At 59.1% G+C, this 17,971-nt stretch carries 15 protein-coding genes; 12 read left to right on the forward strand and 3 right to left on the reverse strand.

What is annotated here, in order from left to right:
* Window positions 1-277 precede the first annotated feature (277 nt).
* The 4 genes from FBY01_RS14205 to katG all read left to right on the forward strand — a co-directional run bounded on the left by FBY01_RS14205 (window position 278) and on the right by katG (window position 6,904).
* Complete coding sequence (locus tag FBY01_RS14205) at window positions 278-1,576, forward strand: exo-alpha-sialidase (RefSeq protein WP_102594471.1); 1,299 nt, start codon at window positions 278-280, stop codon at window positions 1,574-1,576.
* Window positions 1,573-2,187 (forward strand): hypothetical protein, encoded by a 615-nt coding sequence (locus FBY01_RS14210; RefSeq protein ID WP_145308329.1) that lies wholly within the window; start codon window positions 1,573-1,575, stop codon window positions 2,185-2,187. Before FBY01_RS14205 ends, FBY01_RS14210 begins: the two co-directional genes overlap by 4 nt.
* Before the next feature lie 31 nt (window positions 2,188-2,218).
* On the forward strand, window positions 2,219-4,255 hold the full coding sequence (locus FBY01_RS14215) for an LTA synthase family protein (RefSeq protein ID WP_145308328.1): 2,037 nt from the start codon (window positions 2,219-2,221) through the stop codon (window positions 4,253-4,255).
* Window positions 4,256-4,645: 390 nt separating this feature from the next.
* Window positions 4,646-6,904, forward strand: coding sequence for a catalase/peroxidase HPI (gene katG / locus FBY01_RS14220; RefSeq protein WP_145308327.1), 2,259 nt, complete (start codon window positions 4,646-4,648; stop codon window positions 6,902-6,904).
* Window positions 6,905-7,026: 122 nt separating this feature from the next.
* On the opposite strand, the gene FBY01_RS14225 is transcribed toward katG, so the two are convergent.
* A complete protein-coding gene (locus FBY01_RS14225) occupies window positions 7,027-7,776 on the reverse strand; it encodes a glucose 1-dehydrogenase (RefSeq protein ID WP_077749510.1) in 750 nt (249 codons plus the stop codon).
* A gap of 197 nt (window positions 7,777-7,973) precedes the next feature.
* On the opposite strand from FBY01_RS14225, the gene FBY01_RS14230 reads away from it, so the two are divergent.
* From FBY01_RS14230 to FBY01_RS14240, 3 genes are all read left to right on the forward strand, one after another.
* Window positions 7,974-8,897, forward strand: coding sequence for an AraC family transcriptional regulator (locus tag FBY01_RS14230; RefSeq protein ID WP_145308383.1), 924 nt, complete (start codon window positions 7,974-7,976; stop codon window positions 8,895-8,897).
* A gap of 97 nt (window positions 8,898-8,994) precedes the next feature.
* The gene (locus tag FBY01_RS14235) at window positions 8,995-9,810 is read left to right on the forward strand and encodes a DUF1206 domain-containing protein (RefSeq protein WP_145308326.1); all 816 of its coding nucleotides are present in this window, start codon (window positions 8,995-8,997) and stop codon (window positions 9,808-9,810) included.
* 63 nt (window positions 9,811-9,873) lie between these two features.
* Entirely contained in the window at window positions 9,874-10,317 is a 444-nt protein-coding gene (locus FBY01_RS14240; RefSeq protein WP_083377295.1) for a TspO/MBR family protein, read from the forward strand.
* A 34-nt stretch (window positions 10,318-10,351) separates the two neighbouring features.
* Here FBY01_RS14240 and FBY01_RS14245 read toward each other — a convergent pair whose 3' ends face one another.
* Window positions 10,352-10,810 carry a helix-turn-helix domain-containing protein gene (locus FBY01_RS14245; RefSeq protein ID WP_145308324.1) on the reverse strand — a complete coding sequence of 153 codons (459 nt, stop codon included), beginning with the start codon at window positions 10,808-10,810 and terminating at the stop codon, window positions 10,352-10,354.
* A 125-nt stretch (window positions 10,811-10,935) separates the two neighbouring features.
* Here FBY01_RS14245 and FBY01_RS14250 point away from each other — a divergent pair, with 125 nt between their 5' ends.
* From FBY01_RS14250 to ycaC, 4 genes are all read left to right on the forward strand, one after another.
* Complete coding sequence (locus FBY01_RS14250; RefSeq protein ID WP_145308322.1) at window positions 10,936-12,219, forward strand: MFS transporter; 1,284 nt, start codon at window positions 10,936-10,938, stop codon at window positions 12,217-12,219.
* A complete protein-coding gene (locus tag FBY01_RS14255) occupies window positions 12,216-13,175 on the forward strand; it encodes an EamA family transporter (protein WP_077749495.1) in 960 nt (319 codons plus the stop codon). Before FBY01_RS14250 ends, FBY01_RS14255 begins: the two co-directional genes overlap by 4 nt.
* 51 nt (window positions 13,176-13,226) lie before the next feature.
* On the forward strand, window positions 13,227-13,682 hold the full coding sequence (locus FBY01_RS14260; RefSeq protein WP_010455390.1) for a VOC family protein: 456 nt from the start codon (window positions 13,227-13,229) through the stop codon (window positions 13,680-13,682).
* Between the two features lie 163 nt (window positions 13,683-13,845).
* Window positions 13,846-14,478, forward strand: a complete 633-nt coding sequence (gene ycaC / locus FBY01_RS14265; protein WP_077749496.1) for an isochorismate family cysteine hydrolase YcaC — start codon at window positions 13,846-13,848, stop codon at window positions 14,476-14,478.
* A gap of 200 nt (window positions 14,479-14,678) precedes the next feature.
* Here the strand turns inward: ycaC and FBY01_RS14270 are convergent, their stop codons facing one another.
* A complete protein-coding gene (locus FBY01_RS14270; protein ID WP_145308320.1) occupies window positions 14,679-15,587 on the reverse strand; it encodes a glycine betaine ABC transporter substrate-binding protein in 909 nt (302 codons plus the stop codon).
* 318 nt (window positions 15,588-15,905) lie between these two features.
* Between FBY01_RS14270 and FBY01_RS14275 the strand changes: the two genes are divergently transcribed.
* A complete protein-coding gene (locus FBY01_RS14275; RefSeq protein WP_145308318.1) occupies window positions 15,906-17,942 on the forward strand; it encodes an NADH:flavin oxidoreductase in 2,037 nt (678 codons plus the stop codon).
* The last annotated feature ends 29 nt before the right edge of the window (window positions 17,943-17,971 follow it).

The following is a 17,971-nucleotide window of genomic DNA, read 5'->3' on the forward strand; positions in this document are numbered from 1 at the left end:
GAGCGTGGCTTGCCCGCGAAGAGGCCGGAACAAACAGCACATATTCCGAAGACGTCCCTGTTACCGCCCCAGCCTTTGCGACCAACGGCGTAATTCACCTCAAGCCCGCCACGATCGCTCTGGCCCGACAGTCTCCGGCGCTAAATCAAACTGAACGCGACGACATGGCTGGCCGCTACAAATACCTGCTTACAATTTAGCCAGTCATAAAACCCGATCGTGTACTAACGAGTGTTAGTTTGGCCGCCTTATCGGTCCATGAGATGCCAACGTAGTCATGCGCATCAAACTTCCCAGTTTTCCTGCCTTCTGTGCTTACCTTCTACTGTCCTGCCTGTTTGCGACCGCGTGGATCACCAATCCTGCCAATACGCACTCTTCCTTTGCCCTGATCAGCCCCGTGATGGCAGTGGCCGGCAAAGTGGCCAAGCCCATCTATACCAGCCGTTTCGCCTCCTCCGGGTTGGTGGATTTCGTGCATTCCTCGGCGGTCACCGCACTGCCCGACGGCAGTCTGATGACGGTCTGGTTTGCTGGCTCCCGCGAAGGCGCAGCCGATGTACAGGTGCGCTCCGCCCGGTTCGACTCGAAAACCGGCGAATGGGGTGCTGAACAGGTATTGGCCACTCGGGACTCGACCCAACAGGGCACTCGAAAATACATCCGCAAGCTGGGCAACCCGGTGGTGGCGCTCGCGCCGGATAATCGGGTGTGGTTGTTCTACGTGTCCGTGTCCATGGGTGGCTGGGCCGGTAGCGCGGTCAACGTGATGGTGTCCGATGACTTCGGTGAACATTGGTCCGCTCCGCGCCAACTGATCACCTCGCCCTTTCTGAACATCAGCACCCTGGTCCGGTCGGCACCGGTGTTTCATGCCGACGGTTCCATCGGCCTGCCGGTCTACCATGAGTTCCTGGGCAAGTTTGCCGAGTACCTCTACCTGAGCGCAGACGGCGATGTAATCGACAAATTCCGCATCAGCCATGGCATGAATTCATTGCAACCCGCGGTGGTGCCGCTGGATGGCCAGCGCGGCATCGCCTTGCTGCGTTATGCCGGCAACACCCACCACCGTGTCCTGGCGACCCGCACTGAAGACGCCGGGCAAACCTGGAGCGAACCTTATCCGCTCGACCCCTCGAATCCGAATTCCTCGTTGGCTGCCGTCGCAACACCCGAACATGGGTTGCTGGTGGCGCTCAACGACCTGCAGGAGGGGCGCTTCAAGCTGAGCCTGTATGGGACCGATGCCAAAATGGACGATTGGCGCTCATTACGCGACCTGGACAAATCCCCGGATCCACTGGGCGCGCCATTTTCTCCCGAAGCCTACAAGGAGATCATCGGCAGAGAATTCCGCGGTTCCAGCGGCGCACGCCGCCATTCACTGGAAGCGGAGTTCCTGGATAACCTCGACAACCGTGTCTGTAAAAACCAGGGGTGTGAATTCGAATACGAATACCCGTATTTCATCCGCAGTCCTGACGGTATGTATCACTTGGTTTATTCCTGGAACAACACCTTCATCAAGCACGTCACCTTTAACGATGCATGGCTTAGCGAGCGCCTCAAATGATCAGCCTGTGGCAAGCCCATCTCAGCTTCGCGATGATCATCTTCCTGCTGCTGCCGTCGTTCGGCTTGTCCAGGAACTGGCGGATCGCACTGCTGGCCGCCTTGCTGGCCGTCAGCTTCTTCTCGCCGGACGGCTTGTCGTTGGCCGCGTATTTGCGCAGCTACATTGATGACCTTGCGATCACCACCCTGGTGTTCATGGCGTGGGGCTGCTTGCGTCGACTGGACATGCTGCCACCGGCACGCGGCAAAACCGGCGTATTGATCCTCTTCGCCGCGATGGCCCTGGTGTTGTACCCGGCCACTCTGGGCATGAGTGATGTGGACCCCTATCGGTTAGGCTACAGCCCGCGCCCAATGTTGATTTTCTTCGCAGTGCTGACGCTGGGCCTGTTTTACCTGCGTAACGGCCTGGCCGTCTTGATGCTGGCCAGCGCAACCCTGGCCTTCATCGCCGGGATCAAACCTTCGCAAAACTATTGGGATTACCTGGTTGATCCGCTGCTGGGTCTGTATTGCTGCGGGGCACTGCTGACGCTTGCCCTGCGCTGGACCTATCGCCGCTCAAGCAAGCGGCACGGTGCAGTGAGCGACGAACTCAAATCCGTTTGAGATTTAACGACTTTTTAACAGGGGAACAAGGATGGGTTGGCTGCACTCGAGACGTTTACATTATTGGCTAGGCGCTACAGCGATTGCGTTTGTGCTGTTTGCACTGCTGAGGATGGCGTTCTTCTTCGGCTTTTCCGGGTTCGAACCCAAAGCCCTGATCGACACAAAGGGCGTCTGGGAAACCCTGAGCATCGGCTTCAGTTTCGATCTGCGCCTGGCCATCCTGACCATGTTGCCGTTGGCGCTGCTGGCCTGGATGCCTCGCTGGAACCTGCTCCGCAGCCGCCTGCTGCGCCGTATCGCACGCGTCTATCTGGTCGCCGCCCTGAGCGTTTTGCTGCTGATCTACATCATCGACTTTGGCCACTACGCCTACCTGGGCGTGAGGATCAACGCCACCGTGCTGCGCTTCATCGAGGATGCGCAGATCTCCCGCGACATGGTTTGGCAGACTTACCCGGTGATCTGGATTTCACTGGGCTGGCTGGTGACGATTGCGCTGGTGACACTGGCCCTGGTGCGCCTGGAACGCGTCACGCTGGACCGCCCTCGCAAAGCCATTCGCAAGCTCTCCGCGACGTGGGGCGGTGCGTTGATGGTCGTCCTGGTGCTGCTGGGAATTTTGGGTCGTGTCGAAAACATGAACCTTGAAAACCCCGTTCCGTTGCGCTGGAGCGATGCGTTCTTCTCGGGTAATAACCAGATCGCCGCACTCGGCCTGAACCCGGTGCTGTTTCTCTACGATACGGGCAAAGTCGGCCAATCGCGTTATGACGAGGCGCAAGTGCGCGAACATTACGCGGTCATGGCCAACTACCTGGGCGTCGACAAACCCGACCCGCAGACCCTTGATTTCGTGCGGCACCAGGGCCCCCAACCGTACAAAATCCCGGGCTCGCGTCCCCCGAACGTGATGTTCATCATGCTTGAATCGCTGGGCACCAGTGCTGTCGGGGCCTACGGCAACCCGATCAATCCGACGCCCAATCTCGATCGGCTGGCCACTCAGAGCTGGTTCTTCGAGCACTTCTACGTACCCGTAACGGGGACCGCGAAAACCGTCTGGGCCAGCATCAGCGGGGTGCCTGATGTCACGCGGCAGGAAACCGCGACGCGTAATCCGCTGATCACCCAGCAAAACACGCTGATTAATGCGTTTACCGGTTACGAGAAGATCTACACCATCGGCGGCAACTCCGGCTGGGCCAACATGAATGCCCTGATCCGGCAGAGCATCGACGGCGTGCGTCTGTTCGAAGAGCGGGACTGGAAATCGCCGGTGGTGGACGTCTGGGGTATTTCCGATCTGGACCTGTTCAAGGAAACCGACCAGATCCTGCAAGCACTGCCCAAGGACAAACCTTTCTTTGCCTATGTGCAGACGGCCGGCAACCACCGTCCGTTCACGATCCCAAAAAGCAATGACGGCTTCGAGGTCAAGCACCCTACCCTGGCCGAAGTGCAGGCCGCCGGATCGCGCAGTGTCGAGCAGTACAACGCCGTGCGCCTGCTGGACTTCAACCTCGGCCGCTTGATGGAAATCGCCAAGGCCGGTGGATGGTACGAAAACACCATCTTCGTGATGTTTGGCGACCACAACACCCGTATCGCGCAGATCCCGTTCCTGGCACCGGCCTACGAGCAACTGGGCCTGGAGAGCAACGCGGTGCCGATGATCATCCACGCACCAGGCTTGATCGGGACGCGCCAGGTCAAGGAAGCGGTCGGCCTGGTGGACCTGCTGCCCACCGTGGCGGGGATGGCCGGCCTTGAGTTTCGCAACAGCGGCATGGGACGTGATATCCAGCAGCCCGCGCGCGAGGGTGAACGCGTGGTGCCTCTGGTATTGCGTGAGGGCACGTTCCCGCTGATTGCCGGCGTGACTCAACACTATATGGTGCAGATGGAGCACGACGGCAGTTCGCCGACCCTTCACGACCTGGCTTCGATGACGCCACGGGACAACGTTGCCGAGAAAAACCCTGAAGAGTTCAAACGCCTGTCGGCGCTGACCCGCGCCATGCATGAAACCTCACGGTTGATGCTGTACCAGAACGTTCGAAAGTAACCGTTCAAGCCCCGCAAACCCGCGTCTATGCTCCAAATAGACGCGGGCCCTCCCCGCGAAACCCGTAAAAGACTCTGTCTATTACTCCCCAATACTCCACCTATTAGCTGACTTCCCAAGTGGGGTCTAACCTGTATCCAGCGCTGGCGGAACAAGCTGGCCGGTTTAGTGCTGATAAGGAGACAGGAATGAGTCCGAAGCTTGACTAGGCCACCCGTGGGCCACCGCGCAGGCAACTCGATTGCCGCAGTTCAGAATTCCCGTGTGGTCCAGACAATCAGTTGATCCAACTCTGGGTCCTGCAGCCTATGTCATTGAATTCGCTCGTTGCTATCTAACGCCCACCCCGGGCCGATAGCCGGATGAAACACGACCAAAGGTAGCTCACACATGGCAAATGAATCGAAATGCCCGTTCAATCACGCCGCTGGCGGTGGCACGACGAACCGCGATTGGTGGCCGAACCAACTGAATCTGAAGATCCTGCACCAGCACTCGTCCCTGTCCGACCCCATGGACGAGGGCTTCAACTACGCCGAAGAATTCAAGACCCTGGACTATGAGGCGGTCAAGCGCGACCTGACGGCGCTGATGACCGATTCCCAAGACTGGTGGCCAGCGGACTTCGGTCACTATGGACCGCTGTTCGTTCGCATGGCCTGGCACGCAGCAGGCACGTACCGCACAGGCGACGGTCGGGGCGGCGCCGGCTCGGGCCAACAGCGCTTCGCACCGCTCAACAGCTGGCCGGACAACGTCAGCCTCGACAAGGCGCGCCGGCTGCTCTGGCCGATCAAGCAAAAGTACGGTCGCAAAATTTCCTGGGCCGACCTGATCGTCCTTACCGGCAACGTCGCGCTGGAGTCCATGGGCTTCAAGACCTTCGGTTTTTCCGGTGGTCGTGCGGACGTTTGGGAACCCGATGAAGACGTCTACTGGGGCTCGGAAAACAAATGGCTGGGCGGCGACACCCGCTACGGCAAAGACGACAATGCTCCCGTGGAAGCACCCGGTGACGGTCCACTCGTGGCCGAACCCGGCAAAAACGAGGAGAGCCGTACCGAACACGGCCGCAACCTCGAAAACCCGCTGGCCGCCGTGCAAATGGGCCTGATCTACGTCAACCCCGAAGGCCCGGAAGGCGAGCCAGACCCGGTCAGATCCGCCATAGACATCCGCGAAACCTTCGGCCGCATGGCAATGAATGACGAAGAAACCGTGGCGCTGATTGCCGGCGGCCACGCCTTTGGCAAAACCCACGGCGCCGGCCCCGCCGACAACGTAGGCGCCGAACCTGAGGCGGCGGGCCTCGAAGCACAAGGCCTGGGCTGGAAGAACAGCTTCGGCACCGGCAAAGGCCCGGACACCATCACCAGCGGCCTGGAAGTGACCTGGACCACCACACCCACCCGGTGGAGCAACAACTACCTGGAAAACCTGTTCGGCTTCGACTGGGAACTGAGCAAAAGCCCGGCCGGTGCGCACCAGTGGGTTGCGAAAAACGGCGCGGGCGCCGGCACCATCCCGGATGCTTTCGACCCGTCCAAACGGCGTAATCCCACCATGCTGACCTCAGACCTGGCCCTGCGATTCGACCCGATCTACGAACCGATCTCGCGGCGCTTCCTGGCCAATCCGGATCAGTTGGCCGACGCCTTCGCCCGTGCCTGGTTCAAACTGATCCACCGTGACATGGGCCCCCTCTCCCGCTACCTCGGCCCGGAAATGCCCGGCGAAGAACTGCTGTGGCAAGACCCGATCCCAGAGGTCGACCATGCTTTGGTCAACGACAGCGACGTCGCAGCGCTCAAGAGCAAAGTGCTTGCCTCGGGCCTGAGCGTCTCGCAATTGGTATCAACAGCTTGGGCAGCGGCTTCCACCTTCCGTGGCTCCGATAAACGTGGCGGCGCCAACGGCGGTCGTCTGCGTCTGGCGCCGCAGAAATCCTGGCAAGCCAACCAGCCTGAGCAACTGGCGAACGTGCTGGCGAAACTGGAGAGCATCCAGAGCGAGTTCAACAACAGCGGCAAGAAAATCTCGCTGGCGGATTTGATCGTTCTGGCGGGTAATGCAGGTGTCGAACAGGCCGCAAAAAATGCCGGCCACAGCGTCACCGTGCCGTTCACACCCGGGCGGATGGACGCCTCGCAAGAGCAGACGGATGTCGAGTCTTTCGGCTTCCTCGAACCCATCGCCGATGGCTTTCGCAACTACCTCAAATCCCGTTACAGCGTGTCGGCCGAGCATCTGTTGATCGACAAGGCGCAACAGCTGACGCTCACCGCGCCAGAAATGACCGCGCTCGTGGGTGGTCTTCGCGTGTTGAACACCAACGTCGGGCAAACAAAACACGGCGTGTTCACCCAGCAGCCAGAGGCATTGACCAATGACTTCTTCAAGAACCTGCTGGACATGGGCGTGGAATGGAAACCGACCTCAGAGGCCAACGAGGAGTTTGAAGCACGCGATCGCAAAACCGGTGAGTTGAAGTGGACCGGCACGCGGGTTGATCTGGTCTTCGGCTCTCATGCGCAATTGAGGGCGCTGGCGGAGGTTTACGCGAGCAGTGATGCGAAAGAGAAGTTTGTGAAAGACTTCGTGGCGGCGTGGACCAAGGTGATGAACCTGGATCGCTTTGATGTGAAGTGATGCCGTTGTTGAATCTGTGACGCCTGAAAGGGGCCACCTCGATCCAGTGATACGGAGAGGCGTGGCCCTTTTGTCATTTGCGGGTGCCTGTCACCCCGCACCGGTCGCAATCATCACAGGATTCAGTAACCCACCCCACGAACACCACCCGATGCCCGAATGGATTCGCCGGTGACCCAATGCGAGTCGTCGGATGCCAGGAAAACGGCCAGCGGCGCAATGTCTTCGGGCTCACCGAAACGGCCAAGCGGCGTACCGGCGATCAGCTGTTCACCAAACGCTCCGGCGAAGTTGCCCTCCGTCGCCGGCGTATTGGTGTGACCGGGCAAGATCGAGTTGACCCTGATCCCTCGCGGCCCGAGCTCTCTGGCCAAGGCAAACGTCAATGTATCAACCGCGCCCTTGGTGGCCGAATAAACGCTGGAGGCCAAGTAGGGATCGGTGCTGAGAATTGAGCTGATGTTGATGATGCTGCCCGAGGGGCCAAGCAGCTTGACGGCTTCTCGGACCGCCAGGAGATACCCGAGCACATTCAGATTGAATTGCTGGTGGAACGCGTCCTCGGTGAGGTCTTCGATCATTTGAAATACCGCGACGCCCGCATTGTTCACCAGAATATCCAGCGCTCCGAAGTCCGCCTTGACCGTGTCGAACAAGCGGACCACATCGGCTGATTGGCTGATATCCGCCTGAATGGCGACGGCTTTACCGCCCTGCCCCTGAATCTGCGCGACCACCGCATCGGCGTCGGCTTTGCTCGACGCGTAGTTCACAACGACCGTTGCTCCTGCCGCGCCCAATGCTTTGGCAATACCTGCGCCGATGCCTTTCGATGCGCCCGTGACAACAGCAATTTTTCCTTCAAGTTTCATGAGGCTGACCTTTACCTGAGTTGATTGATCCATCGCAGGTCTGCCTGCCATCAGGTTTTGAAGGCCTGAACGCAACCTGCCGCTTGCCCCCAGTATCCGGGCAGGCGAAGGACAAACGTTTGCCAGTTGTTATCGAATGCTTGCCTATTCTTCTCGCATGGCTTGCCCTGCTCGCGGCGATGGCTCATGTTCAGCGCATGAATCCTGCGATCGAAGAACTGCGCCGCCTCGTGATGCGCGCGGAAAACAAGTGGACGGACACCGGGCTGCCGCGTGTGACGATGGTCCAGGCGGAGGCGTGTGCGAGCCAGGTGTATCAGCCGATGCTGCACCTGGTGCTCCAGGGTGCGAAAACCTTGTCTATCGGCGATCAGGTTTATCAGTATCTGCCGATGACCTACTTCCTCGTGCCGGTGGACGTGCCCGCCACCGGTGAGATACACCCCGGCGGACCAGGCTTGCCCTATCTTGCGATCAGCCTGACCCTGGACCCGAACGTCATCGCGACGCTGCTGACAACCGACATCAAGACGACCGCGCCGCCACCCGCAAGCCGCTTTGCGGCGGTGCCGGCACAGGCTGAAATGATCGACGCCTGGTTGCGCATGATGCGGCTGATGGACCGCCCAAACGAAGCCGCGGTACTGGCGCCGATGCTTGAGCGGGAGATTCTGTTTCGAGCCTTGCAAGGACCGCTAGGGCCGATGCTGCGTGAAATCGCTCGCCCGGATGGTCGTCTGGCGCAGATACGCCGCGCCACCCAATGGATCCGTGAGCACTACACCGAACCCTTTCGCGTCGAGCCACTGGCGACCATGACCGACATGAGCGTTGCGGCGTTTTATCGGCATTTCAAATCCATCACAGGCATGACGCCCATTCAATATCAAAAGCGCCTGCGCCTGCTCAGGGCTCGCTGGTTATTGCTGTTCGACCCTCGCGATGCCGCTTCAATTGCCTTCACCGTGGGGTATGAAAGCGCATCACAATTCAGCCGTGAATATGCACGCCTGTTCGGGATGCCTCCGGCGCGTGATGCTGCAAGGTTCAGGGCGCCCGTTGTCCCGGGTGACACTGACATGACAACGCTTGATTTGCGGCCTGAGCTTAGTCCTGCCTGACAATATCGACCGAGGGGTTGGTCGAACCCTATCTTCAATCGAACCCCTCCACGCCTGAAAGGTCTGCTCCTGTAGTACTTCTCTGGAATGAGCTCTCATGTCTGCGCACCAAAGCCTTGTTGTACTCGCTCGGGGAGGCTATGCCGCTCGCGGCGTTCTTTACCTGATCATTGGCATCTTCGCGCTGCTGGCGGCTCAAGATTCGACAAAACCCAAAGACAGTCACAGGAGCATGGAGGCCGTGTTAAGCCAGCCTTTCGGTTACGTTTTAGTCGGATTGGTGGTGGCAGGCCTGCTCGCCTTCGCCTGTTGGCGAGTGCTGCAAGCCCTGCGCGACGTTGATCATCACGGTCACGAACTGAAGGGGTTGGTCATCCGGGCAGGACTGTTGGCAGGAGGTTTGGTCAACGGCGCGCTGGCGTTTTTTGCGTTGGGCTTGCTCATCAGCGGCATCAGCAGCTCGGGCGATTCCGGCGGTGGGCAGACCAAGGATCTACTGGCGCACCTGTTGTCCTGGGAACACTCGAATGTCGTGGTCTACCTCGTCGCGATCATCCCTCTGGGTGTAGGCATTGCTCACATCATCAAGGGCTGGAAGTCGTCGTTCGAGAAATATTTCGAAGCGGACGAAGACGTAATGCGCTACGTCCGTCCGGTGTCTCGATTCGGTCTGATCGCCCGTGGCGTCGTGTTCATCGAGATCGCCCTGTTGCTGATCATCAGTGGCTCCCGCTATAAAGCCATGGACCCGCCCGGCATGAAGGAGGCCCTCGATGCGCTGCAGAACCTGCCGGCCGGCGGCGTCATCTTGATGGTGATGGCCCTGGGATTGATCGCCTTTTCGGTGTACAGCTTGTCCGAAGCCGCCTGGCGCAAGATCAACATGGATGTGCCTGGCGTACCGGGCGCCTAGCGGCATGAATGGCCGACCGGTTTTTGCAACCCCCACACAGCTGACTTCAACGAAGGACTGATGATGACCTTTCTGATTTTTCTTTTAGCCTGCGGCGCGGCGGCCAGTACTGGCCTTCTTTTCAAACCGGGCCAGTGGTACGAATCACTCGTCAAACCGAGCTTCACGCCACCCAACTGGCTGTTTCCCGTCGCCTGGTCGATTATCTATCTGTTGCTCGCCTGGGCCGGTTACCGGTTGTCCCTGATACCTGGAAGTCAGGTGGTGCTGGCGTTATGGGCGGCGCAGATTGCCTTGAATACGCTGTGGACACCGGTGTTTTTCGGCGCGCACCGCATTTTCGCCGCGATGGTGATCCTGACGCTGCTTTGGCTGGTGGTCGCAGCGATGGTGGTGATGGCGATGCGGCTAGATGTGATCACAGGCTTGATCCTGTTCCCCTACCTTGTGTGGCTTTGTGTGGCGGCTGCGTTGAATTTTTCCATCTTGCGCAATAACCGCGGATAGCGAACTTCGAGCAGCTAACTCGACTGCTGTTGTTTCACGACTCGCCGTCGACAAGTCTCACCCTGTGGCAGTCAGACGGCCCCAGTTTTTGCCCGCTTGATGAACGAACATCCATCGGCATCAGGGCCTGGCCGGATGCGTTGTCCAACAGCACAGAACGCGTTTCCTGCGGCTGGAACAGGAAACGTTCGCCCCACTGCCTCATGCTGACCACCACCGGAAAGATCTCACGTCCTTTGTCCGTCAGGACGTACTCCTTGTAGGCGCTTCCATCTGACGCCGGTCGAACGTCGAAGACCCCGACTTCAACCAATGCTTTCAGTCGCGAGGCCAGGATATTTTTGGCCACGCCCAGGCTCTTCTGAAATTCGCTGAATCGGCGAATATCGTCAAAGGCGTCGCGAAGGATCATCAGCGACCAGCGATCCCCAATCACCTCAAGTGTTCTTGCTACCGGGCATTCGCTGCTGTGCGGTGAAGTGCCTTCGACCATCGTATTTACCTTTTGGATAAGGGTTGCCAAGTCTGCCGACCAAGCTGGTTGCAATTTGAAACTTGATTCAGCAATAATCGAATCCGGTTTTTAATTGCAACCAGCTTAACGCCATGGAGGCGCTTATGACAGCAGATGCCGACGCAATAGCCAAACGTAGCACCGGGCAGCCTGTGGGATTGCCGCCTGCGGAAACCGGAGAATGCAGTAGGACTGGCCAATCCTCGGGGCTTTCTCCGTCACTCACGTTATTGTTTTCTGTCACCTGCGCGCTGGCCGTCGCCAATGTTTACTTCGCCCAACCCTTGCTCGCCTCGATGGCTGAAAGCCTGGGGGTCACTTCAGGTGTGATCGGGGTCGTGGTGACGGCCACTCAGGCCGGATACGCGCTGGGGTTGTTGTTCATCGTACCGCTGGGCGACAGGGTCAACCGTAAACGGCTGATTTTGACTCAAGTGATGCTGTCTGCCCTTGCGCTGGCGGCCGTCGGCGCTTCACAGCAGTGGCTGGCTCTCTTGGGCGCCATGATTGTGATGGGCTTACTCGCCGTGGTGGTTCAGGTGCTCGTAGCCTATGCCGCCGCGCTCGCAACGCCCTCACAGCGCGGGCAGGCCGTGGGGACCCTAACAAGCGGGGTTGTCCTGGGCATTCTTCTGGCGCGGTTTATCTCTGGGCTGATCGCCGATCTGGCGGGCTGGCGCGCCGTCTATTTCGTGTCCTCAGGATTGATGCTGACCCTCGCGGCGGTCCTGTGGAAAGTGGTGCCCGCCACGGCGTTGCCACGCAATCATGACACCTACCCCGCGCTGATCCGGTCGCTCTTCAAGCTGTTCATGACCGAACCGGTTTTGTGGGCCAGGGGCCTGTTGGCCTTGCTGATCTTTGCCGCTTTTTCAGTGCTGTGGACCTCTATGGTGCTGCCGTTAAGCGCTCCGCCGCTGTCGCTTTCACACACGGCCATCGGCCTGTTTGGCCTGGCGGGCGTTGCCGGCGCCCTGGCTGCCAGAAGAGCCGGCCAGTGGGCCGATAGAGGTTGGGGTCAACGCGTGACCGGCCTTTCGCTGGGGCTCCTGGCGCTTTCCTGGTTGCCCATCAGTTTTGCCGAGACGTCCCTGATCGCGCTGGTTTTCGGCGTGGTCGTGCTCGACTTCGCGGTGCAAGCCGTGCACGTCACCAATCAGAGCTTCATTTTTGCGGCACGACCCGACGCGCAAAGTCGGATGGTCGGCGCCTACATGTGCTTCTACTCGGTCGGCAGTGCGCTGGGGGCGGTCGCCGCAACCCAGGTTTATGCGCGCTGGGGCTGGATGGCAACAAGCGTGCTTGGCGCCTTGATCAGTGCTGCGGCTTTGGCGCTTTGGGTTTTTACGAGTCATCTATCACCGACCAATCAAGGAAGATCAGCATGAAAGCCAGGCACCTGCTACTCGCCATCTCGATTACGGCCATCTGGGGTGTGAATTTTTCAGTGATCAAACTGGGCCTCACCACCGTTGACCCGCTGATTCTTGCCGGCATTCGCTTTACGCTTTGCGCACTTCCAGCGATCTTTTTCATTCCGAAACCCGATGTACAGTGGCGCTACATCATTGGTTACGGTCTGGTCTTCGGCATAGGACTCTGGGGCGTCGTCAACCTTGGTATCAAGTCGGGCCTCTCCGCTGGCATCGCTTCGCTGGTGCTTCAGTTCAGCGCTTTTTTCACGATTCTGCTGGGCTCATGGGTATTCAAGGAGACCATTTCCCGCTACCAACTGGCGGGCATGGGCATCGCCTTCTGTGGCTTGTTGAGCATCATCTCGATTGTTGACGGGACAGTGACGACGGCAGGGCTGATGCTGGTGCTGCTGGGCGCGGTGGCCTGGAGTGCGGCCAACGTAATCAACAAAAAAGCCAGAACAACTCAGGTCTTTGCTTTCCTGGTGTGGTCCAGTGCTTTTTCGCCCATCCCTCTTTTCGCGCTTGATTACGCGGTCAACGGCTCGACGGGGTACAGCGCATTGGTGAATCAACTCGACTACCGTGCCGTCCTGTCGATCCTGTTCCAGGTCTACCCCAACACCCTGTTCGGCTACTGGGTGTGGAATTCACTCCTGAAACGATACCCAGTGTCTACCGTCGCGCCGTTATCGTTATTGGTGCCGGTATTCGGACTGCTGGGTTCAGTCATGATTTTCAATGAGCCCCTGTCATTCAACAAAATCGTTGCTGTCGTTCTCATCGTATCGGGGCTTGGCGTCGGTTTATACGGACAGCGTTTGCTCAGTGCCGTGCTCAGGCGAGCAGACCGACGCCATAGTGCAGCAGAAGCAAGTGCATCGCTGCCTCATGGACGGGCAACCAAGGCCACACGAAAATTCTTCTAATGCCGAGGCAGCGGTCGTTACCATGGACACGGGTTCAACCGGAGGAATGCAATGGAGCTGAAGTTCAGTCACGTCGATGTACTGGTCAAGAACCTCGAAGAAGCCTGTGCTTACTACGCACAGATACTGCAAGCCAGGATCTCTAAAACGCTTGTCTGGGAACGCGGTGGTCTGCACGTGCGCTACGCGATTGCGTTGATCGGTGCGGAGCGATTCATGCTGGTGCAACCGCTGGCGGGGAACCTGAAGGCGCTCCTGGATTGCGCGGGCGAAGGCATGATTTACCGCCACTGCTACTCCACACCGGACATCGAGAAGGCCTATGACGAATTGATCGCCGCGGGTGTTCAGCCAGAAGACGAGAACGGAAAACCACTCGCCCGTGCGAACCTGCAATCTCCGTCCGGGACCCGCATCATCTGGCTGCCCAAGCGCTTCGGGCACTTCTCCATCGAGATATTGGAAGACAAGGCGTTGGAGGCCTTTATCGAGGATGCGTTTGCCTGAATGGGGCTGCGGTGAATGCCCGCTTTCGCCGGGGCGGGCCTCGATTGTCCCATCCGAGTTGACAGTCAAACCGTTTTCACCCTCTTTTTCCCTTTCCTGTAGATCATTAATCTGAGCCCATGTTGAACGAAGCCACTTATCCCTACAGAGAAAGGATTTCATCATGAGCAACGCCACATACAACCGCCTGAACAAAGACGACGCCGTAGTCCTGATGATCGACCACCAGACCGGTCTGATCTCGCTGGTGCAGGACTTCTCGCCGAACGAGTTCAAGAACAATGTGCTGGCTCTGGCTGACGTGGCCAAGTTCTTCGAACTGCCGACCATCCTGACCACCAGTTTCGAACAAGGCCCCAATGGTCCGCTGGTCCCGGAGCTCAAGGAAATGTTTCCGGACGCGCCCTACATTGCCCGTCCTGGCCAGATCAACGCCTGGGACAACGAAGACTTCGTCAAGGCAATCAAGGCGACCGGTCGCAAACAACTGATCATTGCCGGTGTCGTGACCGATGTGTGCGTGACCTTCCCGACGCTGTCGGCCCTGGCTGAAGGGTTTGAAGTGTTCGTGGTCACGGATTCTTCCGGCACCTTCAACACCACCGTGCAACAGGCGGCGTGGAACCGCATGACGCAAGCCGGTGCGCAAATGATGAACTGGTTCTCGGTCGCCTGCGAGTTGCAGGGCGACTGGCGCAACGACATCGAAGGCCTGGGCAACTTGCTGTCCCAGCGCATTCCGAACTACCGCAACCTGATGAACAGCTACTCGGCCATGGCAGCGCGCCAGGCATAAAGAAAACGGGCGATGATGACCTCATCGCCCGTTATCTTGTCAGCCTCATGGGACAGTCAGACACGCTGCCTTCTATGAATTGGCAGGAGTGGAGCATGACCGTTGTCGAGATCGAAGAGCGGCATTGACGAGGCTGCGGTTGTGTAAGAAGTGAGAATGAAAACAAGGCCGCCTTCGCGGCCTTGTGTGTTTTCAGGTGTTCAAGGCTGTCGCGTGCTGACCCGCTGCTCGCCTTGCTCGAACATCGCTTCGAAACGCGGTTTGTTGGCCGCGTAATAAGCGGCCACGGCCTGGTCAGAGGAGGTTTGGCGTGCCTGCATCATCAGCGCTTCCAGGTCCGCCTGGGGGATCGAGTAATGAGCGAAGAAATACGCCACTTCCGGGTACTGCTGGCTAAAACCTTTGCGCGCCATGGCGTGAATCTGCTCGGCGCCACCAAAGATATGCTTGGGATCATCCAGGTAACGCAGTGACCACTTGGAGAACATCCAGTGTGGGCTCCAGGCATTGACCAGGGACCATTTGTCACGTTTGAGGTTGCGGTCCAGCTCATTGAGCATGCCGGTTTCCGAGGAGGCCACCAGCTTGTACCCGTCGAGCTTGTATTCTTCCATGGCCTTGACCGTGAGCTTGTATTGGCCATTGCCGACTTCAGAAGTGAGGATCTTGCCGTCGAGTTTTTCCCGGACCTGCGGTTTGTTCAGATCCTCGACGCTCGCCACTTCACTGATGGGCACCGAGGTGGGCACGGCCATGCCGATCCGCCCTTCATACAGCACGCCGAGGTCTTCCAGCCGGTCCTTGTACTTGTCGTAAAACGCCTTGTGGGTACTCGGTAGCCACACCATCGGGATCAGGTCGATATTACCGTTGGCCAGCGCCTGGAATTGAATGCCAATGTCGGCCATCACCAGTTTGACCGGTTGCTTGAGATGTTCCTGCAACGCGGTGCTGGCCAGTTTGACGGTGATTTCGGTGTCGGACCAATTGACCCAGCCAATGCGCACGGGCTCGGGTTCAGCAGCCTGTGCCAGTGCTGCACTTGCTCCAAGCGCAAAGCCGAAAAGGCAGGCACAGGCTTTTTTTCGATACGGCGAACGAGCGTTCATCAGGCGTCTTCCTATTGATGTGGGATAGGCAGGTTGTCTTCATTTGAACGGCCTTACGGTCGTGAACAGTGCAGTCTTCGCTGCTTTAAGCCCGGGCAGCGCAGCCCTCTTCTTCTGCCCCTCGCAATCCCATGCATGTCATCCATCCAGAACACTGACGACGGGGTCTCTGCACCCTTTCGAGCTTGATCTTATCGACGAGTTTTGCGGCGCGCAAGAAAAATGTACACCTGTGTCAACGATGATTGACACAGGTGTACAGTTATCCTAATTTCAACTCGCCAAGCCCGATAAAGCCCCACTACGGAGCGCACCACGATGTCCAGCGATCCCTTGCTGCAACCCTACAAGATCAAGCACCTGACCCTGAAAAACCGGATCATGACCACCGCGCACGAACCGGCCTACCCGGTCGATGGCATGCCGCAGGCGTTGTATCGCGCTTACCACGTCGAACGCGCCAAAGCCGGCGTGGCCCTGACCATGACCGCCGGCTCCGCAGCCGTGTCCCGAGACAGCCCTCCGGTGTTCAACAACGTGCTCGCCTACAAGGACGAAGTGGTCAAATGGATGAAGGACCTGACCGACGAATGCCATGAACACGGCGCGGCCGTGATGATCCAGCTGACACACCTGGGCCGCCGTACCCGCTGGGACAAAGCCGACTGGTTGCCCGTGGTATCGCCCTCACACCGACGCGAGGCTTCGCACCGGTCCTTCCCGAAGAAGATGGAAGACTGGGACATCGAGCGGATCATCAAGGACTACGTGGATGCCGCCGAGCGCATGAAGGCGGCCGGGCTTGATGGCCTGGAATTACAGGCTTACGGGCACCTGATGGATCAGTTCTGGTCACCGCTGACCAATGACCTCGAAGGCCCTTACGGTGGCTCGCTGGAAAACCGCATGCGCTTTACGTTCGACATCCTCAGGGGCATCCGCCAGCGGGTCGGCGAAGATTTCCTGCTGGGTGTGCGCTATACGGGTGACGAACAACTGCCGGGCGGCTTCAATGCCAGCGAGGGCATGCAGGTCTCACACATGCTCAAGGACAGCGGGCTGGTGGACTTCCTGAACGTCGTGCGCGGCCACATCGACACCGACGCGGGCCTGACCGACGTCATCCCGATCCAGGGCATGCGCAATTCCCCGCACCTGGACTTCGCCGGCGAGATTCGCTCCGCCACGGGTTTTCCGACCTTCCACGCCGCGAAGATTCCCGACGTTGCCACCGCGCGTTACGCCATTGCGTCAGGCAAGGTGGACATGGTGGGCATGACCCGCGCGCACATGACCGACCCGCACATCGTGCGCAAAATCATCGAGAAGCGTGAAGAAGATATCCGTCCGTGCGTGGGTGCGAATTACTGCCTGGACCGGATCTATCAGGGTGGCGCCGCCTATTGCATCCACAACCCGGCGACCGGCCGGGAAACCACGATGCCCCATGACATTCCCAAAGCGGCGGTGAAGCGCAAGGTCCTGGTCATCGGTAGCGGCCCCGCAGGTCTGGAGGCGGCGCGCGTGGCCGGCGAGCGCGGCCACGATGTCACCGTGCTGGAAGCGGCCGACCGCCCTGGCGGCCAAATCCGGCTGACGGCGCTGAGCGAGCGCCGACGCGAAATGATCGGCATCATCGATTGGCGAATGAGCCAGTGCGAGCGCCTGGGCGTCAAATTCCACTTCAACACCTGGGCCGAGGCCGACACGGTATTGGCCCATGAACCGGACGTGGTAATCGTTGCCACCGGCGGCCTGCCCCATACCGAGGTGCTGTCGCAGGGCAATGACCTGGTGGTCTCGACCTGGGACATCATCTCCGGCGATGTAAAGCCTGGCCGCAATGTCCTGATCTTCGATGATGCCGGCGACCACGCCGCCCTGCAGGCGGCCGAAGTCATCGCGCAAAGCGGTGCGACCGTCGAGATCGTCACCCCAGACCGGTCGTTTGCACCCGAAGTCATGGCGATGAACCTGGTGCCCTACATGCGCAGCCTGCAGGACCTGGCCGTCACCTTCACCGTCACCTATCGGGTCGAGTCAGTCGAGAAGCGCGATGGCAGGCTCATTGCGACCTTCGGCAGCGATTACGGCAAGGTCCACAAGCAACGCGTGGTCGATCAGGTCGTCGTCAACCACGGCACGATCCCCCTGGATGACCTGTATTTCGACCTTCGTCCTCATTCGAGCAATGAAGGCGCAGTCGAACAGCACGACCTCATCGCGGGCAACGCACAGCACATCGTCACCAACCCGCAAGGGCGTTTCCAGTTGTTCAGGATTGGTGATGCGGTGTCCGCTCGAAATACCCACGCGGCGATCTATGACGCGTTGCGACTGGTGAAAGATATTTGACTCGACAGCCTCCTTCCCTGAGCGGAAGG

The organism is Pseudomonas sp. SJZ077 (genome assembly GCF_007993905.1).
GTDB lineage: Bacteria > Pseudomonadota > Gammaproteobacteria > Pseudomonadales > Pseudomonadaceae > Aquipseudomonas > Aquipseudomonas mandelii.